The organism is Terriglobia bacterium (genome assembly GCA_020072565.1).
GTDB lineage: Bacteria > Acidobacteriota > UBA6911 > UBA6911 > UBA6911 > JAFNAG01.
The window spans coordinates 37,570-55,947 of sequence record JAIQGI010000009.1 but is presented as its reverse complement, the minus strand read 5'-3'; the positions used below and the strand labels follow the sequence as shown (position 1 = coordinate 55,947).

The following is an 18,378-nucleotide window of genomic DNA, read 5'->3' as shown; positions in this document are numbered from 1 at the left end:
ATGCTGACCTCCCTACTTCAAGGTCACGTTCAGATACACCGAGTATCGCCCGTACGTTTCATAGAACGGCTTGAAAGCAGCGTCGCCGATTTTGAAACGAAGGGTGCCGGGATCGCCGGTGATCGACTTCCCGATTTCTCCGGCGTCGAGAACCACGGGGCGCCAGTCGATTCGGGGGCCGGACTCTTCGGCCGCCAACAAAACCGGACCGTAGAAGATGCTGGCGACATTGGGCTGATCCACGACCGGATCCAGATAGAAGTGGAACGGCATCCGAAGCTCGATCGTGTCGTTGTCCCGCCAGTTTCTGCGGAGCGTCAGATAGGTGCCCGGCACGGCTTTGACCGACTGCGCGCGGCCGTTGATCTTGACGAAGAAGCCGCGGGTTGCCCAGCGCGGCACGCGGATCTTGATGTCGAACTGGCCGCCGCCCGTGAGAACGATCTGGGTTGTGTCGGCGTAAGGGAAATCGGTGCGCTGCTTCACGACCAGGTTGCGTTCGGTCCAGTTCAGCGTGGACGGAACGAAGAGGTTGACGTAGAGCGTCTTGTTGTCGGCGCCTTTGAAGTAAATGGAGTCCTGGAGTTTGGTGCTGCTTTCGAGCGCGGTGCCATTGCAGCAGCTGAAACCGCCCATGTTGGCGTTGCCGAATTGTTTCTGCGAGCCGGGATTGAGCGGGATATGGTACGTGTTTCCCGCATTGTCCTCGGCGACGGAAGCGAGAATTTGGTTGTACAGCCCCTGCTCGTAGTGGTCCATGTATTTGGCGGCCTGATCGAACATGAAGAGCTGGCGGTCCAGCTTCAAGAGATTGTAAGTGCAACAGGTTTCGCACTGCCCGCCGCTCGCGAATCCGTTCTCAAAAAGAGTGTCGGGCTCGGCGGTGAAGCACTCGGCGTTGTTCGGAATGCGCGCGCCGGCGACGCCGCCGATGCTGTACATGTAACTGTGGACCACGATATTCCAGAAATTGTCGGCGATCCGGTAGTAGGGGAATTCCTGAGTGTCGCGGAAGGTTTCCAGCGCCCCCGTGATCTGAGGGATATGCTGGTTGGCGTGCTTGCCGCGAATCGTATCGACGTTCTTGGCCAGGCCGTGCTCGTGATCGGCGTTGCCGAAGAAGAAGTTGATGTTGTCGAACAGCTTGGCGCACTCGATGAATTGCCGGTCTTTGGTGAGCCGGTAGAGACGCGCCATGACTTCGTTCATGCCGCCGTATTCGCCGGCGATATAGCGGTTCCACATGCTGATGCGCGTCAGGGGCGGGAGGACCTTGAGCCGGGCAAAGACCCAGGAGCCCATATTCTTGGCGATCTCCAGAGCCTTCTGGTTGCCGCCGACTTCGTAGCAGTCGAGCAGGCCGGCGAGGATCTTGTGCAGGGTGTAGTAAGGGGCCCAGATCTGGGTGTCCTGGCCGCCGTATGTGGCGCCTTGCTCGAGCATGATGAATTGATCGGGGGGGTAGGCGCTGATGAATCCCTTACCCCAGTTCCAGTAATCGGTCCGAATGCCTTCGACGCGGAAATTGGAATCATAGCCGGTTCGGCCGGGGCCGGGCGGAACGGCGGTCGGATCGGCATTGAACTTGCCACCTTCCTGCGCGGGCTTGCCTGATTTTTGGGAAAGATCATACAGGGTGTCGATGAGGTAGTTCATCTTCTGGAGGAAATTCGCCCGTAACTCTGCGTCGTAGGTTGTGCCGGCATAAGCCTGGGCGATGGCCGACAGATAGTGGCCGGTGGCGTGGCCGCGCAGCCGGGTCGTCTGGTCGTCCCATCCACGGAGCTGCTTGACGCCTTCGGGCTGCTTCTGGCCGAACGCGTCTCTGAAATTGTACAGGAAGCTGTCGGGATTGGTTGTCGCCAGGGTGCGGATGAACTTGTCGCGGTTCTTGATAAACTGCGTGTCACGACCCTTGGTGTCCTGGTCTAAAACGACCTGGCCGAGAGAAAAGGCTTCGACCTGGCGCGTGGGAACGGGCGCGTCCTTGGAAGCCGGCTTCACGGTCACCGTGGCTTTGGGCTGGAACTGAGTGCCCGGCACTTTGCCAATCACGGTGTAGATTCCCGGCTTGAGAAACTGGCTATTGTCTTTAGGAGCCGGCCAGACTACGCGAACATCGGGGCCCTCGGTCTTGTTGCGGTAGACAGCGGGGATGGCATACGGCAGCCGGGGGAGCTCGCCTGGGACCGTCTCGGCCTTGATATCGGGGACGGCTTCCAATGGGATTGCAGTCGGCAGCACGTTATCCTTCGGGGGCACAATGACCGGGGGCGCCGGTCGGTTTCCGCGGCCTTGAGCGCCACCGGCGCCGGCGGCCTGAGGGCCCGATAAGGCGTTGTTGCGGATCGTCGCCACCTGCTGGTCGCTAAGTGCAATGCGGTAGATGCGGACATCGCGCACCCTGGCGTTGAGAGTGGCATCGGCTTCATTCTGTGAGCGGCCGATGTAAAGGCGGTTCGCATCTCCGGAGGTCTGGTTGAGTACCTGCGCCGCATTCACCGTGACATTCGTTGCCTGGCCAACCCGGGCACCGTCAAGATAGCTGGTCAGAGTACGCCTGACCGGATCGAGTACGACTGCGACGTGAACCCATTGATTTGGGGGAATCGTCACGCCGTTCGTTCCGACCCGCGCCGCAGCGCCGGTACCGACATAAACGCGGAAGCCGGCGTCGGGACCGGTTTCCGTCACAACGGCGGAGAAACTGCTGGAGACGTTCTGGCCGAAATCAAAGAGCCGCTGTCCGGTCAGGGTGGCATTGAGGAAAAGCCAACCCGTGACACTGATCGTGTCTTCACCGTGCAGTGCATCGCTCGGGAGCAGGACGTGGCTGCCATCGCCCGGCAGGTTCAGGACGCGGCCGAACCGATTGTCCTGGACAAAGGTGGCCCCGGACCCGCGCAGCGCCGCGTGCAAGGTGTTCCTGGACGAATCCTCCGCGTTGCCGTTGAATCTATAACGGGCAATGAGAGCGGTTTCGCCGATCCCATCAAGAAACTGGTCGCCTCCTTGGGCCCTCTCGCGCTTTGTAGATGCCGGTGAAACAGTGAAGATCGTCAAGACCAAAATAAAGAAGATCCGCATTCTTGTCATTTTGACTGACCCCGTGATTGATGGAATCGTGAAACACGTGGTTACTCTGCCCAACGGTGCGGCCGGGATCGGGCCTGGAGGCCGCCTCGACGCATCGTCCGTCAAAGTTGGTAACACATGGAGGAGGCAAAAACCAGTTGGAAATGGAAGAGCGCGGGATTTTCGCTGATTCGGGCCATTGACGCTCCCCTCGAGGCCACGACTTTTCCAAGCGGCGGTGAAGATCCGCGCAATCCGCCCGTGACTGTCCAAAATTGGACTGCGCTGCCAATGTAAGACCGAATGAGATCTGGATGGCGCTCCGTCGCATTCTAAGAAAGCCAGGCAACGGTCGACCGATCACCGGACTCACAAAGGATGATATCGTACTCCTGGTGGGGGGAAAGAAGCGCGAGATCAGCTTCTTTTCGGAAGAAACGGCGGCAATCCCCAAAGTCTCGCCGGAGTCTCTCCTGCCGGGCGTGTATTCCAACCAACTGGCTCTGCAGCCCGGGATTCCGAACAGTCTTACCGCTATATTGTTTGACACATTGAATACAAAGTACGCAGATCAAATTTATGCGAAAAGAAACGTCGTCGAATTTCTCGGCCAAGTCCAGCCGCAGGACCGCATCGCAATTTTTACCTTGGGCGCCAATCTCCGTGTTCTTCATGATTTCAGCAACGATTCCAGCTCCCTTGTGCGGGCGATTCAGGATTATAAAGGACGCCTGAACGCGGAGGTCGACGCGTCAAACGTTGAGTCTTATCGGACGGGCAACCCCATCCTCGATGACATTTTCGAAGAGTCCAATCAAGCGGTTGCCCAATTTTACGGCGGGAGGGGCGTTGTCGGGACTCTGGACGCGCTTACCAGTATTGCCGATTACTTCGCCTCGATTCCCGGGCGTAAGAACCTGATTTGGGTTTCGGGCAGTTTTCCATTTAACTATGGGAGCGGTTATGGGACCGTGGCTGCACATTTTGAGGATTTCCTGAAGACATGCCGGACAGTGAGCAACGCAAACGTGGCGATCTATCCCGTGGAGGCCGGGGGTTTGATGGATCCAATCGATATCCTGGAAAGTTTTACCCCCAACAGCTGGAGACGCCGTCCCGAGCAAATTCCTGGCCTTGTTTCAGCCGTCCCCAGCTACTTCGCTGGAACTCTGCAGACTATGCAACTTATCGCGGATCGTACCGGTGGCAAGGCCTTCTACGACACGAACGACATTCGGGAAACACTACTCGTGCCGCAGCGCAACCATCGGGTCCAGTTTCACGGCCCGGCGGGCGGGAATGTAACAGGCGGCGAGGGCGGCAAGCGCTAGAAAAACCGCCACGCCCACAAACGTCGCCAGGTCCGTCGGCTCAATTCCAAAGAGCATGCTGCGCAGAACTCGTGTCAGCGCCACAGCTCCTCCCATGCCGAAGGCAATGCCGGCGACGGCAAGCCGCATCCCTTCTTTCAGAACCATGCAGAGGACGTCCCTCCGCTGCGCACCCAGCGCCATCCGCACGCCTATCTCATGCGTCTTCTGGACGACGGAATAGGAAATCACGCCGTAAACCCCGATGATCGCCAGAAGCAATCCGAGGACGCCGAACGATCCCACGAGCGCGGTATAGAATTTCGGTTCCGCGGCGGAATCAGCGATGATCTGATCCACGGTTTGGATATTCTCAATCGGCGCGTCCTGGGCCACGGACCGAACCACGCGCGCGATCGCAGGAACCAGGGACATGGGATTTGCGGAGGTCCGTGCGATGATTTGGAATTTTTGATTGTATGCCCTTATCGGCTTGTAATACACGGGTCCCACGAGTTCCTTCACGGCGTGGTCCCGGACGTCGTTCACCACGCCGACGATTTCCATCCACGAACGCCGGCCGTCCTTCGCCGCGTCGGCGCTGAATCGTTTCCCCAGCGGATCCCCCGGAATATACTTGCGGGCAAAACTCTCGCTGACAATAGCCACTGGAGAAGTCCTGTCTCTCGGTTCAAAATCGCGCCCCGCCAGAAGGCGGATTCCAAGTGCGGCAAAATAGCCCGGGGTGACGGAACGAACACAGATCTCCTGGTCGGCAGAGAATTGATTACCCTGCAGGCCCTCAACGTATAGTCCGGTTTGGCCTCTAGGGCCAGGTATCAGGATCAATCCTCCATTCAACGGATTGTAGCTGGAGAGCGCAGCTTGCTGAACTCCCGAAAGCGGCCGAATTCCAGCAAGAACATCCTCAGCCACCATCGTATCCTTCGTTGCCAAATCCTCCTCGTTGTCGAACAAACCAGATAAATTTACACGCATGGTAAGGATGTGGCTCTCGCTGATGCCGGTGCTCACGTTCATGAGTTTATAGAAGCTGCGCCCCATCAGCGCGCCGCCCACTACCACAATGACGGCCAGCAGCACTTCCAGCACCACGAGCGCGCTTCGGAGCCGATGCGACGGCCTCATCGAAATTGCGGCAAACGAACCGCCCAAACCACCTTTCAAGGCGGCGCCCGCGCGCCGGGACGATGCCTGCAAGGCCGGTGCCAGGCCGACCAGGACGGCCACTAGAAGCGATATCCCCATCGTGAACCACAGCACGTTGCCGTCAAGCCGGATGAGATCCACCCGCGGAGTGTACGGCGGGGCCAGCATTCGCAGCAGATCAATCCCCCATATGGAAAAGAACAGGCCGACGGCGCCACCCGCCAGCGCGAGCAACAGGCTTTCCGCCAAAAATTGCCGCAGGATGCGCAGCCGGGTCGCGCCGAGCGCCGTGCGAATCGCCAGCTCCCGCTGGCGCGTCCATGACCGGGCCACCAGAAGCGATGTCACGTTCACGCATGCCATCAACAGCACGAATCCCACCGCGCCCAGGATAATCAGCAGCCCGGTTTGCACTTGCGGATTGATTCCGAGGTCAAAATTTTGTGCGAACAAATTCAGCCCTTCCGGCCCGGCGCGCTTTGCCACAACCGCGGAATATGACGCTGCGAAACGGGCGGAAAGCGGTTGCAGCTGGGCATTGACTTGCGCGAGCGTGGCGTCCTTCTTGAGCCGCGCGATGACGAGAGGACCGGCTCTGCGATTCAGCGCGCCTGGCGGTGGAGGGACCTGAGGCAACCACATATCTTCGCCACTGCCGTCATTACTCCCGACCCAATAATACCCCCCAATGCCCGCACCGAATTCTCTCGCCATCACGCCGATGACGGTATAAGGCTTGTGATCCACGGAAATGTCATGCCCGACAATGCCCATATCACCGCCGAACGTGTCCATCCAGAGACCATAGGTCAGAACTGCCACACGGTCATTCCCGGGCTGCGTGTCCTCGGGGAGGATGGGTCTGCCGAGCAAGGGCTTGACTCCCAGCAGGGGGAAGAAAACGCTGGGTACGTAAGCAGCCTCCACCTGCTTTGGCACCTTGCCTCCCGTAAGGAGGCGCATGCCGGTACTGTAGATCATGATACTTTCCAGCGTGGTGCACTGCTGCTGGATCTCGCGCAGTTCCGCGAAGGTAATATAATAGGTTATGACATTCCGCTGAACGGTCACCAGCCGCGAGGAGTCGGCATACGGCAGCGGAACGAGGAGAATTCCATTCACGGCGCTGAAAATGGCGCTGTTGGCGCCGATGCCGAGTGCCAGTGTCAGGACGGCGATGGCTGTAAACCTCGGCGATTTGCGCATCATGCGCCATCCATAACTGAGGTCTTGCCCGAATTCCACGGCCCAGCGAACTGCGCACGTTTCCCGGCACGCTTCTTTCGTCTGCTCCAGGCCGCCCAAGGAGATGAGCGCTTGCCGGCGTGCTTCTTCGTGAGCCATTCCTTGCCGCAGGTTTTGTTCAATCTCCATCTGCAGGTGGAACTCCAGCTCGCCGCCAAGAGCGGCCTCTGATTTCGTCCGACGCTTGAGATGCACGATCCGCCAGAAAAATGCTCGGATTGATGCCAGCATTATTCCCTCCGACTATGAACCTTCGAGCACCCGGTTGATGATCGCCATCATGCGCTCCCAGCTCTCGGTTTCCTCGCGGAGCTGCTTGCGGCCGGCCTTCGTGATCGAATAGAAACGAGCCTTGCGATTTTGATCCGATATCCCCCATTCAGCGGCAATCCAGCCTCGCTGCTCAAGCCGGAGGAGTGCCGGATAAATGGTGCCTTGGCCGAGTTGCAGGGCATTTCCCGAAATCTGTTGAATGCGCCGCGATATGCCCCAGCCATGCATCGGGCCGATCGTTTGCAGCGTTTTCAGGACGAGCAGATCGAGAGTGCCTTGCAACACTTCGGATTTCAGTTGCGTCATGATTTCTCCTGTCGACGGTCGTAAACATACCTTACTCCCACTCATATTCGCCAGTCAACGGGAATGACGCATAAAAAAGCGACCAAGGAGGAGGCGCGGTCCTGCTGGGCGACATCGTCGTTAACTAGCTTAGAGGAAGCGGAGATTGTACCAGCCGGGCCGTACGATCGGAATTCGATAGCAGCCTTGCTCATCGGGACGGACTTGACTGACGGCCTGGGCACAGTTCTTGAGATACTTCATGTCGTCGGCTGAGCCAGGTGGCCCTATGAACAGCGCGGCGCACTTTTCGTCTTTGAGTGACTGGAGAAAGATCATTCCGTCTGCGATCGGCCCCTTCACGTCGGTGAGCGTGCCATAAAGTACCGGAGCCTCGCCGGCTTTCTTGCCGGACGCATCTGCCTTATTCGGTTGGTCTCTCATGAGCAGGTCGGCTTGGGAAAAAAGGTCACGACGCTCGGCAGGATTGTCGGCTCTCCTTGGGGAAAAGACCTGAAAGACGCTGCCCTTGCTGCCATGATCGCGTTGCAGGAAAGCCAGAATTTGGGAATAGCGCCGCTCAAGACCGAATAAACGGTGTCGGTCGGCGTTTTGCCGCATCCAAAACTGCATTTTTGAGGATCAGATATTATAATGACCCTATTCCAAGGACAACAGTCAATATCCATGGGAGTTGCTGATGCGTATCGATCATGCCCGGGCACTTTCGATAGTTGCGTTGTTGATGGCCGCAGGGTGCACTGCATCTTCGACGCAGGAGATGGCCGAGGGTGATCCCGCGACCCAGACCGCTGATACGCCTGCCCAATTGGCGGAATCTCTGCTCCGCGGCGTGTCGGACTCCAGCCGCAAAGTAATTGCGCGCGCCGGATTGACTCCTTCACGTCTGCGCCCGGGCCAGACGGCCACGCTGGTATTGGCGTTGAGGATCGCGCCGGGCTGGCATATCTACGCCCCCGGCGCGGCGCCGGCCTTTGCCCTCCCGACTCGACTGGAAATCGCATTGCCTGCGGGTCTCGAATCAGCGCCTGGCTGGGATTTGCCAAAGCCGCACAAGCCTCTCGACGGTGAAGGGCTCATTTACGAGGACACCCTGTCCATTCAGCGCAGATTGCGGATCACCATGCGGGCGCCTACCGGACCTGGGAGCCTGGTCTGTGTCATCCACTATGTAGTCTGTGACCCGTTCATGTGCCTGCCGCCGGAGACTCAGTCGATGCCGGTAAGGTTCGATATCGTAAGATAACGGCATGCGCGGGAGAGCCGAGAACCGAGAACGGGACGGGGGGATGCAGATCGCCGTTCCACCCTGACTCTAGGCCCGCTCCTGTCGCCCTGGGATCGCGCCGCCAAATCCGTTGCCCTATACAATTATCCCAAGGTATAGTTGCCGCAAGAAACGCCATAGGAAGATTGGTGCCGGACCAACTCGAAAAGATCAGGGCGTTCATCCCGTTTGATTTCGGGTCGCACGTGAATTCAATCGCGCCTCAAGAGACAGCTGAAGGCACCTCTTTCATCGACTGCGCTTCCGGAGAAAAGAAGTACATCATAGCGGGAATGCGTAGGAACCGGGTCGTACCGCAGGTCAAGTACTGCTCCACGACATGCCGGATGACGGGACGCCGGAAACCGTGCTGTTTTTCGCGGCGGTCATCCCAGATGCGCTCGAGCTCGTCAAAGTTGTCCTCGACCAGGGGATACAGGTATGAATGAACGCATCAATTTCGCGCCGTTGCTTCCGCGCACGACGACGCACGGCGTCCGTGCCCTTCATGGTCGTTTTTTGAAGGGTTACTCCTGCCGCAGCGCCGCGATCGGATCCACCTGGATCGCCCGGCGGGCCGGGACCCAGCAGGCAGCGAGCGCTACGGCGGCCAGCACCGACGCGATCACAACGAGCGTCACGGGATCGTTCGGTTGCACCTCGTAGAGCATGCCCCGGAGAAGGCTCGTCAAAGCGTACGAGGCGCCTGCACCAACGGCAACACCGGCAATTGTCAGCAGCAGGCCTCGCAAAAGCACCAGGCGCAGGATGCTGCCTTGCGTCGCCCCTAACGCAATGCGGACACCGATTTCGTGCGTATGCTGCGCAACGAAATAGGAGACCACCCCATAGACTCCGACGGCGACGATCAGCAAGCCGAGGCTCCCAAACAAGCCGAGCAATATCGTATAGAAGCGCTCATTCGTCACCGCCTTCGAAACCAGTTGCTGCATGGTCCGAATTGTGCCGATCGGCTGTTGCGGCAAGGCGGTACGCAGCATGCCGCGGACCATCGGGTCGAGCGCGAGCGGATTCTGTGCCGTGCGGACGACGAAGTTGATCGAGTTGGTTCCGCTGTTCTGCTGCGCCACCGGTTCATAAATCATCGCTCCCGGCGCTTCCGCCAGCGATTGGTCGCGAATGTCCCCGACTATGCCGATGATGCGCCGCGGAGCCGGTTCGGCCCACGAGGGCCCCATCGGTTTGCCGATCCAGAGCAGGGAGCCGATTGGATCGCTGTGGGGCCAGAACTGTCGGGCCAGGGCGCGATTGATCAGGGCGACGGGGTCCGAGCCTCCGCGGTCTGCCGCGGTGAACACTCTGCCGCGTTCGAGCGGGATCCGCATGGCGGCGAAGTAATTCGGGCTCGTGGCTCTGATGGAGGCATCTCCCTTTGCATTCTCCGGGTCCGTCCTGCCCTCGATGCTGAACAGCAGGTCGCCTTGACTTTCAAGAGGAAGCCCATCAATGCAACCAACCTGTTGAACGCCGGGCAACAACGCCAGCCGCTGCTCGAAATTGTCGAAAAAGTTCAGAGATTTTGCCGGAGTATCATACGTTGCGCGCGGCAGAGAGACGTTGAAAATCAACAGGTGATCGGAATCGAAACCCGGTTTTACAAGCACCAATCGACGGAAGCTTTGGAGCAGCAGAGCGGCGCCGACCAGCAACACCAGCGCAAGGCCTACTTCTCCGACGACCAGGGCGGCCCGCAATCGACCTCCAGCCCGGCTCATGCCTGTGCGAGATGATCCCTCCTTGAGTGCAACGTGTGGGTCCGCTTTGGAGACAACAAGGGCCGGAGCCAGGCCGAAAATCAATCCTGTTAACAAACTCAAGACCAGCGCAAAGGCCAGAACATTGACATCCATGCGAATAACGCCGACGCGTGGCAGATCCGTCGGTACGAGCGTGAGGATCAAGTCAAAACAGGCATAGCACGCCCCGACTCCAGCAACAGTCCCGGCCAGCGCCAGGATGACACTTTCCGTCAGGAGCTGCTGCACGATCCGGATCCGCCCGGCGCCCAGCGCCACCCGGATCCCGATCTCGCGGCGACGCCTCGTGGCGCGAGCGAGCAGGAGGTTTGCAACATTCGCGCATGCAATCAGCAACACGAATCCGACCGCACCCAGCAGAAGCAGCGGGGCGGTTCCGGCATGCTGGTTCAGGAATGCGCGCATGGGCGCGAGATGCGCTTTCTCGTTCGGGAAAATCATGCTCGGGAACTGGCCTGCGAGAGCGACCAACGGTGGCGTCAGCGAGGCTTCGGCTTGCGCGGGGGTAACCTCTTTGCGCAGGCGCCCGATACACCAGATTCCATTGCTTGGGTTCCGGCTTGTTTCCGGAGTCTGGTACGGATACCAGATTTGTGTGTCACCCATGTGGGGGAGAGGCAATTCAAAGTCTCTCGACATTACGCCGATCACCGTGACGGACCTCCCGTTCAGGGTAATGGGGCGTTCGAGAATTCCGGGATTGGCGTCGAACCGGCCTCGCCACAATGAATCTGACAGAATTACCGTATTCGCCGCGCCCACGATCCCCTCGTCCTCGCGAAACCCTCGTCCGAGAGCGGGCTGCACACCCAGAGCAGAGAACACACCGGGCGTAACCGCCAGAGTGGGGACCAGGATCGGCTCTCCTCCTTCCGTCAAAGCCCTCGAGCCCGTAAAGAGCACCACGCCCATGGAGTCGAATAGATCCTTTTTCTGCTGCCACGCGAGATAGATGGGAAGAGAAATCGAGACACCGCCTATTCGATTGCCAGTCCTCTGGATCAGGTACAGGCGGCTGGGTTCGGGAAATGGAAGAGGGCGCAGGAATACCGCATTCACAATCGAAAAAATGGCGACGTTGGCGCCGATGCCGAGCGCCAGGGTAATAAGCGCAACGCCGGTAAAGCCGGGATCGCCGCGCATCATTCGCAGCGCGTAGGCCACGTCCCGACGGAGCACGGCAAGATGTTCCCGCGGAGCCGTCTTGAACAGGTCCGCAAGGGTCTCTCCCCAGAGTTTCAGCAATCCTGTGAATCCTCTTTTGCGCTCTGCATCCGTGAGTTGATCCTGAAAAACCTCTTCCATTTCACCGCCAAACTCTTCCCGGAATTCGATGGGCAGCAAGCGAAGAAGTTTCCGGAAAAGCCGGCCACGCTGCGAGTGGTGTTCTTGATCCATCTCCGGCACCTCCTGTCAAGCAGGCTTCAATCGCTTAAGCAGGTGTTTGCCCCGTGCGATCGCGATCAGCTTTTCCATACGTTCCGCCTCCGCTGCGGCTACCTGGCGACCCCAGTCGGTCAGTTGGTAGTAGCGTCTGCGGGCATCATCGTCGCCTCGGGCCGGCCGGCGCACGCATTCGATGATCATGCCCTCGCCGAGCAGGCGTTTGATGATCCCGTAGAGCGTCCCGGTGCCCAGTTTGGCTTCGCCCGCGGCCTGCTCGTTGACGTCCTTGAGGATGGCATAGCCATGCTTTTCGCCGCCGGCCAGCGATAGCAGAACCTGGAACATGGCAGCCGTGAGCGGCAGACTGGGTTCGAACCTATCGTCTTGTGGTGTCACGAAAACCTCCATCCCCCGAAGCGAGGGATTATTATATCGCCTCACACTATAGCGTGAGCCGACATAAATATCAAATGGAAATCGCTCTGCATGGTGGTCGCACATTCATGAATAATCCGGGCTAACGGGAGATTCTGCTCGCTGCAGGGGCAAAGTGCCGCGGCTCAGCGCCTCCAGAAATGCCAGCCTGTCTGCGGCGCCTGTGGGCAGGGGTTCAAACAACCTGTTGGCTCCACCGGCGACAACCAGGGCGCGAGTGGCCTTCTCGAGGAAAGGCTCGATTTCGTGCGTCGCGATCACAACCACGGCTCCGGCCGCCAGGAGTCGATCGATCCAGGCGAGAATCTCATCACGGATGGTCCGATCCATCGACTCCAGCGGTTCATCCAGCAGAATCACGCGCGGCGACCCGATCCAGGCAGCTGCCAGAACCGCCCGTCGCCTCTGACCCGACGACAGTTCCCGAATGGAACGGCCGGCGATTCCCCACAGACCAACCTGCTCCAGGACTTCGCGCCCGCGCCGGAGCGGCTCGGAGCGGAGACGGCACACCAGATAAACCACATCCCTGATGGTTGCGTAGGGCGTCAGGTCAGGCTGCTCGGAGACATAGGCAAGTCTGGCACGAGCGGCAACTTCATCCCGCCATAAGTCGTGGCCATCGATCGCAGCAACGCCGTGATCCGGGCGTTCAATCCCGGCGGCGAGTTTGAGCAGCGTACTCTTGCCAGAACCGTTAGGGCCAAGCACCAGGGTCAGGCCGGCTGCCAGATCGAGATCGGCGCCCTTCAAGACAGGCTCGGCATGTCGATAAGAAAAGTGAACATTCTTAAAATGGATCATTACTCGCTCCAGGAGAGCGTGTCACCCAAGGCGGCGTGGTGGAGGTCGCTCCAGCAGGTCACTTTGAGCGCACGCTCGCTTCTTCTGGCCGCGATAAAAGACAACGGAGTGGCGACCAGGCAGACAAGGCTCATCCAAGGAATCAATCCCAGCAGGGCCGCCAGACTGAAACCTTCGATCAGGAAGCGTCTGGCTCCAGCGAGGAGCCCCGGCACAAGCCGAATGTATCCCGACGCGCGCAAAGCGAGGAACGGCAGGACTCCCAGCACACAAGCCGCACCGCCCGGGTAGCGCAGAGCGAGAATGAGAACAGGAGGAAGGGCATGGACACCCAGGAACAGGGCATCGCTCGCAACCCTTTGCGATGAAGACCATGGAAAGGACCTGGCCAGGGGCCAGGCCGGCCGCCGCTCGGCCAGCTTGTTAGCCAGACCGGCCAGCACGAGCACGACCGCCATGGATCCGCCCAGTCTTGCTGCGCCGGCGGCCGGGGAAGCCGGCAGATCGTTGTTTCTGAGGAACAGCGCTGTCGCTGCCAGCGGCAGCAGGGCGACTGCATAAATCGCGGATACCCGCCATCCCAGCGCGCGCCAGGCGATGCGAAAGCTCAAGAACGAATCTATGCTGCGCCACGAACCCCGTCGTCGATCCTCGCGCAGCGGACCGGAGCTCGCTTCTGCTCCGGCGAGCAAAGCAAATGCCAACAGCATCTGACCCCAGTCTCCCCTGATTGAGAGCACGACGGAGAGCAGCGAAATGGGAATGGTGATGTATCTCCGTTTGACCGGCAACGATGCCTGCACTCCCGAGGCCATCACCAGGAGCAGGCGAAGGGCAGGATATTCGACGCTCAAACCCTGCCCGCGTGCCACAAATGCGAGACAGGTCAATGAAACGGCAAGCGGGGTTTGCACTACGGCCAGCGCTGCGGCCATCCCTCTGCGGTTGCCGTCGCTGTCAAAGGCCAGATGCCGGATCCAGCCGTTGAGTCCGTGGGCCAGCCTGGGAGCCGCCAAGGCGGGGAGCAGAAAGGCAAGGATCACTATCGGCGCGAGATCGGAGATCGCAGGACGGCGGGCAAAAACCGAGGTCGCGAGGCCGGCAACGGCCGCGGCGGGATCAATGTCCAGCATAATCCAAGCCAGGATGCATGAAAAAAGGAGCGCAAAGGAGCGGACCGCAATCCGGACCCCGGCTCTGAGATGAAAAATCAAAAGTGCTGGCATGAAGATCCCTCACGTGACGGCCCATGATAGCATGTCCTTGAAGGTGCGATGGCTTGACGCTGCATTTGGATCATTCTGACAAGAGGCCTCAGGCCCCGAACCTTATAGTCATATGGTTCGGTTTCGGCCAGGACGGGAAAAACGGCAGGTGGGCAGCATGCGCTTTTTCAGAGGTATGCGTCACTGCGCCGCGGCGGTTGGCACACCCTGCGTGCTGATGCCTGGCCTGACCCACCCGACACAAATTGGGTTTTGCCGACGACGGCAGCTCCAATGTATCATCAACCGTATGGTTGAACAGTCCAAGTCTTTGCTTGACGGCGTATTTGGCGCGATTGCCGATCCGACGCGGAGAGCGATCCTCCGGCAGCTCGGGCGCAGTCCGGCGCGTGTCACGGATATCGCGAAAAAATTTCCGGTTTCCTTGAATGCCGTTTCAAAGCATTTGATTGTGCTTCAGCAAGCCGGCCTCGTCAGGCGGGAGGTTCGCGGGCGGGATCACGTCTGCAGCCTGAATGCGCAGCCACTGCGGGAAGCGTCGGCCTGGATCGAGGAGACGCGCGCATTCTGGGAAGAGAGGCTCGACGCGCTCGAACGTCACCTCACTGACAAGCGAAGAAGAAGGCAATGAGCGCGGAAGGCGATGCCGACAAAGTTGTCATCCGCAGGCGAATCACGGCGACACGGGAGGAGTTGTTCGACGCGTGGACCGACTCCGAGGGCATGCGTGCGTGGATGTGTCCCGGAAACATCGTTTCCGTCGATGTCCGCATGGATCTGCGGGTCGGCGGATCCTTGCTCATCATCATGCGCGATCCGGACAAAGCCTATGAACACCGGGACGAATTCACGATCATCGACCGGCCCGCGAAGCTGGCCTTCACGTGGATCGCCGAGGCGACGGATTTGCACCCGACGCTCGTTAACAGTGGAGTTCTTCGCAGTCAACGAGTCCGAGAGCGACCTTATCCTGACGCACGAGAAGATTCCAATTTGTCTTATTATCAACCATATGGTTGAATGTAGTCCGCCGGACACCGGTTTGACTTGCCAATCACCGCAAAGAGATTGAGCACCATATAACCATCAAGGCGGCACCCGACAAGGTTTAGAATTCTTCCGATTGCATCGGGGCCTACTTTCGCCCGCGGATTTTCGCAAACGGGATGTCCAGGATCGCGTAGCTCTTCCAGTCTTTGTAGTCGTAATGCCACCATTCCGGTTCGTAGACGACGAAGCCTTGGGCCTCCATCGCAGCGCGCAACAGGTCCCGGAGCCGGCGAGCATCTTCTGTTCCCCCGCGGTAATTGATGTGCGAACGTTCGCTCATTTCGTCGAACGCGCCGGGCATGGCTACTTCCTTGCCGGTTTTGAGATCGAACAGTGTGAGATCGACCGCGCAGCCACGATTGTGTCGCGAGCCTTGCGCCGGATCCGCCACGAACTCCTTTTTATCGGCAGGAGTGGCATCCCAAAAGATCTTCGTGACAGACCAGGGGCGATAGCCGTCAAAGACCAGCAGACCATATCCCTGTTTCCTCAACTCCTTGTTGGCGCGCACCAGCGCCTGCGCGGCCGGTCGCTGCAGGAATGCCCGCGCCTCAGTGTAAACGGAACGGCCCAGAAAATTATTGGCAGTGGCATAGCGGATGTCGAGCCGGATGGTCCGGTCGAGCGTGGTGAGTTCAACCAGGTCCGGCGCGCGAAAGGCCCCGGTCTCCTTAGGCGGACCTTGCGCATAAAGAAGCGCCGGCGTGGCAGCCAGCCATGCCAGCAACGATAGTCTCCGGGCGGCACTCTTGATCGTTTTCAGAAATACGTTGCTGTCCTGGTTTGATAATACCCTCGCATTCCGAAAACTCCCCTCCATGCCGCTTCCGTTTGAGAAAAGTGAAGACCTCGAGACGGTGCTCTGCTGGAAAGCCATGGACACGTGGTTTTTGCGGCCGACCCTCGGAAGATGGAATCGATTCACAAGAACAGTCTCTCATGCGCTTCGGGTGCACCCTAAAACGCATGAAAAGCTCATGTTATCCGGTTGGTGAACGTCGGTATCGGGATCGGCATCGCAATCACTATTGAGGTCGCTATCGGCTTTTGCCGGCTAAGAGTTCCGATTGCGATACCAATTCCGATACCGATTTGTCTATTTTCGAATCAGGCCGCGGTCCTGTCATCCCGCTTCACAACCTGAGATATCCCCGCCGCGCGACTTGCGTTGGCGCACCGGTTAGAGGACACGTGCCCGTCTGGGTTTTTGGGAATGCAATAACATCACGGATGGACTCGCTACCGGCCAGAATGGAGGTGAATCGGTCCAGACCCAAGGCAATGCCGCCGTGCGGCGGCGCGCCCTGGGCAAGAGCTTCAAGGAGGAACCCGAAGCGGGCCGCGATTTCCTCATCGTTAAGTCCCAGGATCCTGAGCATCCTGCCTTGCAGATCCGCCTTGTGGATGCGTATGGAGCCGCCGCCCACCTCCTCCCCATTGAGCACAAGATCGTAAGAGGCGGCCAGGGCAGATTCGAGTTCGCTCCTCTTTTCGCTCTGAAAAACCGAAAGATCCACGGGCGACGTAAATGGATGGTGCACGGCCACGTATCGGCCGCGGCTTGGATCGTATTCCAGCAGAGGAAACCGAACGACCCAGACGAAGCAAAAACGAGACTGCTCCCCGGTCAGGCCTAAGAGATCGGCCGCCAGCAGCCGAATGCGGCCCATGTTCAGGCACAGGGTTTTGGGATCCTTGCCGGCCTGGAACAGGATCAGGTCGCGCTCGCCGTTCCCCATGGCCACGGCAATCGCCTTGCGTTCCTTCTCTGAAAAGAATTTGGCGAGGCTCGAGGAAAAGACTGCGTCCTCGATGCGGCCCCAGGCTGGTGCCTCGGCACCCGCTTCTTCGGCCTGTTCCCGGATCGTCTCAATGTCTTTTCGTGACAGCTGAAACGAGCCAGGGATGGCCAGACCTAGCACCTGACCTCCGGCATCCAGCATTTTCCGAAAGAGGTGGAATTCCGTGTCGGCAAAGATCTCCGTGAGGTTGACGACGGGCAAATCGAAGCGAAGATCGGGCGCGTCGGTGCCGTAACGGTTCATGGCCTCCTGATAGCTGATGACCGGGAATGGCTTCGGATCCAAAGGCCGCCCCACGTCTTCCATCGCCCTGCGGATCATGGTTTCCACGAGACACATCACATCCGATTCATTCACGAAGCTCGCCTCGATGTCCAACTGCGTGAACTCCGGCTGGCGGTTGGCCCTGAGATCCTCGTCGCGAAAACATCGGGCCACCTGGTAGTACCTCTCGATGCCGCCCACCATCAAAATCTGCTTAAAAAGCTGCGGCGACTGCGGAAGCGCGAAGAACGTGCCCGGCTGCAGCCTGGAAGGCACCAGGAAATCGCGAGCCCCTTCGGGTGTGCTCTTGGCCAGGCACGGCGTTTCCACCTCGATGAAGCCTTCAGAATTGAGGAAAGATCGAAAGGAGCTGACGACTCTGTGCCGCAGCCGCAGATTCGCCTGCATGGTGTCTGAGCGAAGGTCCACGGTCCTGTGCTTGAGCCGCAGGTCCTCGGATACCTTGTCCCGTTCCTGCGGTCGAAACGGCAAATTGGCGGCGACCCCGAGCACTTCAAATCCGCCGGCCTCAAGTTCGATATCCTTGGTGTCGAGGCTGGTGGCTTGGGTTCCAGGCGGGCGGAGGCGCAAAGTACCCGAAAACTTCATTACCCATTCCGGACGGATGCGCCGGGCCTCCTCGGCCACTTCAGATGACAGGCGCCCCGGGTCCAGGATCACCTGCAGTTTGCCCGTGGCGTCTCTCAGATGGAAGAACAGAACTCCCCCATGATCTCTGACAGTTTCTACCCAGCCGCAGAGATGCATGGGAGTCCCAGCAAGCTCACGGGTGGCCTGGGCCACCAGATGGCTGCGAAATGCCGTATGTGCAAAAATCAAGATTCCCTCCTTGGGAAGCGTCGTGTTCTGCACTTCTTTCGTACCGCCGCCAGACCGTTTGTCCGGAGTTCCCGGACGACTGTCGAGATTCCATTTGCTGAACAGACCGGAGCAGTGAGTTCAACCTGCTCGCGTATGATCGTCAAT

Annotated in this window: 15 protein-coding genes; 5 read left to right on the top strand and 10 right to left on the bottom strand. The window is 59.2% G+C overall.

The window, feature by feature from the left end; translation table 11 throughout:
* Window positions 1-12: 12 nt before the first annotated feature.
* Entirely contained in the window at window positions 13-3,096 is a 3,084-nt protein-coding gene (locus tag LAP85_07605; protein MBZ5496251.1) for a glycoside hydrolase family 127 protein, read from the bottom strand.
* A gap of 293 nt (window positions 3,097-3,389) precedes the next feature.
* Here LAP85_07605 and LAP85_07600 point away from each other — a divergent pair, with 293 nt between their 5' ends.
* Entirely contained in the window at window positions 3,390-4,406 is a 1,017-nt protein-coding gene (locus tag LAP85_07600) for a VWA domain-containing protein (GenBank protein MBZ5496250.1), read from the top strand.
* Here LAP85_07600 and LAP85_07595 read toward each other — a convergent pair.
* The 3 genes from LAP85_07595 to LAP85_07585 all read right to left on the bottom strand — a co-directional run bounded on the left by LAP85_07595 (window position 4,320) and on the right by LAP85_07585 (window position 7,802).
* Window positions 4,320-7,031 carry an ABC transporter permease gene (locus LAP85_07595; GenBank protein ID MBZ5496249.1) on the bottom strand — a complete coding sequence of 904 codons (2,712 nt, stop codon included), beginning with the start codon at window positions 7,029-7,031 and terminating at the stop codon, window positions 4,320-4,322. The two genes, LAP85_07600 and LAP85_07595, sit on opposite strands and share 87 nt — an antisense overlap.
* 12 nt (window positions 7,032-7,043) lie before the next feature.
* The gene (locus tag LAP85_07590; protein ID MBZ5496248.1) at window positions 7,044-7,379 is read right to left on the bottom strand and encodes a PadR family transcriptional regulator; all 336 of its coding nucleotides are present in this window, start codon (window positions 7,377-7,379) and stop codon (window positions 7,044-7,046) included.
* A 129-nt stretch (window positions 7,380-7,508) separates the two neighbouring features.
* The gene (locus LAP85_07585; protein MBZ5496247.1) at window positions 7,509-7,802 is read right to left on the bottom strand and encodes a hypothetical protein; all 294 of its coding nucleotides are present in this window, start codon (window positions 7,800-7,802) and stop codon (window positions 7,509-7,511) included.
* A 12-nt stretch (window positions 7,803-7,814) separates the two neighbouring features.
* Here LAP85_07585 and LAP85_07580 point away from each other — a divergent pair, with 12 nt between their 5' ends.
* Window positions 7,815-7,952, top strand: a complete 138-nt coding sequence (locus tag LAP85_07580) for a hypothetical protein (protein MBZ5496246.1) — start codon at window positions 7,815-7,817, stop codon at window positions 7,950-7,952.
* Between the two features lie 106 nt (window positions 7,953-8,058).
* The gene (locus LAP85_07575; protein MBZ5496245.1) at window positions 8,059-8,625 is read left to right on the top strand and encodes a protein-disulfide reductase DsbD N-terminal domain-containing protein; all 567 of its coding nucleotides are present in this window, start codon (window positions 8,059-8,061) and stop codon (window positions 8,623-8,625) included.
* 548 nt (window positions 8,626-9,173) lie between these two features.
* Here the strand turns inward: LAP85_07575 and LAP85_07570 are convergent.
* From LAP85_07570 to LAP85_07555, 4 genes are all read right to left on the bottom strand, one after another.
* The gene (locus tag LAP85_07570) at window positions 9,174-11,822 is read right to left on the bottom strand and encodes an ABC transporter permease (GenBank protein MBZ5496244.1); all 2,649 of its coding nucleotides are present in this window, start codon (window positions 11,820-11,822) and stop codon (window positions 9,174-9,176) included.
* Between the two features lie 15 nt (window positions 11,823-11,837).
* Window positions 11,838-12,218 carry a PadR family transcriptional regulator gene (locus LAP85_07565; protein ID MBZ5496243.1) on the bottom strand — a complete coding sequence of 127 codons (381 nt, stop codon included), beginning with the start codon at window positions 12,216-12,218 and terminating at the stop codon, window positions 11,838-11,840.
* Between the two features lie 93 nt (window positions 12,219-12,311).
* Window positions 12,312-13,049: an ABC transporter ATP-binding protein gene (locus LAP85_07560; protein ID MBZ5496242.1), complete on the bottom strand. Its 738-nt coding sequence runs from the start codon at window positions 13,047-13,049 to the stop codon at window positions 12,312-12,314.
* On the bottom strand, window positions 13,049-14,275 hold the full coding sequence (locus LAP85_07555; protein ID MBZ5496241.1) for a hypothetical protein: 1,227 nt from the start codon (window positions 14,273-14,275) through the stop codon (window positions 13,049-13,051). The genes LAP85_07560 and LAP85_07555 overlap by 1 nt, the downstream gene beginning before the upstream one ends.
* A 289-nt stretch (window positions 14,276-14,564) precedes the next feature.
* On the opposite strand from LAP85_07555, the gene LAP85_07550 reads away from it, so the two are divergent.
* A complete protein-coding gene (locus tag LAP85_07550; GenBank protein ID MBZ5496240.1) occupies window positions 14,565-14,906 on the top strand; it encodes a metalloregulator ArsR/SmtB family transcription factor in 342 nt (113 codons plus the stop codon).
* Entirely contained in the window at window positions 14,903-15,295 is a 393-nt protein-coding gene (locus tag LAP85_07545) for an SRPBCC domain-containing protein (protein MBZ5496239.1), read from the top strand. Before LAP85_07550 ends, LAP85_07545 begins: the two co-directional genes overlap by 4 nt.
* Before the next feature lie 115 nt (window positions 15,296-15,410).
* Here LAP85_07545 and LAP85_07540 read toward each other — a convergent pair whose 3' ends face one another.
* Together LAP85_07540 and aspS are read right to left on the bottom strand one after the other, a co-directional pair.
* On the bottom strand, window positions 15,411-16,145 hold the full coding sequence (locus LAP85_07540; protein MBZ5496238.1) for a M15 family metallopeptidase: 735 nt from the start codon (window positions 16,143-16,145) through the stop codon (window positions 15,411-15,413).
* Between the two features lie 313 nt (window positions 16,146-16,458).
* Window positions 16,459-18,198, bottom strand: a complete 1,740-nt coding sequence (gene aspS, locus LAP85_07535) for an aspartate--tRNA ligase (protein MBZ5496237.1) — start codon at window positions 18,196-18,198, stop codon at window positions 16,459-16,461.
* Window positions 18,199-18,378 lie beyond the last annotated feature (180 nt).